The sequence below is a fragment of the Hymenobacter terrenus genome, assembly GCF_000972495.1.
GTDB classification, from domain to species: Bacteria; Bacteroidota; Bacteroidia; order Cytophagales; family Hymenobacteraceae; genus Hymenobacter; species Hymenobacter terrenus.
Genome location: NZ_LATM01000140.1, coordinates 1 through 560, shown reverse-complemented (window position 1 = coordinate 560; position 560 = coordinate 1). Strand labels below are relative to the sequence as shown.

The 560-nt window shown below is 71.2% G+C and carries 1 pseudogene; it reads right to left on the bottom strand.

The annotated features are described in order from the left end of the window. Positions 1-560, bottom strand: a pseudogene (locus tag WX88_RS26855) (DUF11 domain-containing protein); the annotation flags it as partial.

The window sequence follows — 560 nt, the reverse complement described above, 5'->3', positions numbered from 1 at the left end:
GCGCCGGCGGCCACGGTTTGGCTGGCCGGGCCGCTGGGGTAGTAGGTGTTCACAATCAGCCCGCCGGCCGGGCCGCCCGCCCCCAGCGTGGTCGGGCTGCCGTCTTTGGCAATGCTGGCCACCCCGCTCACCGTGGTGCACTGCACCGCATTGACGGCGGTCGAAACCTGGGCCGCGGTCGCCGAGCCGTTGTTGTTGCCCGTAATCGTTTCGGGCGAGGCCGTGGTGCTGGCTGCCCGGCCCGTGTAGGTGCCGGTCGAGGTGGCGATGAAGCTCACCGAGTTGGTCACGGTCGTGCCCGCTGCCAGCGTCGGCAGGGTGGTAAAGGTGACCAGGCCGGTGCTCGGGTTGTAGCTGCCGCCCGAGACGGTGACCGTGGCCGGGTTGAGGCCGGCCGGCAGCTGAATCGTCGGGACCACGCTCGTCGCGTCGGCTGGGCTCACGTTTTGCGTGGTGGCCGTGTAGGTGATGACCTCGCCCACGGCCACGGCCGGCGGCCCGCTCAGCGTCGTCGCCAGCACATCGCCGGGCGTCAGCGCCGACACCCCAATCAGCCAGCC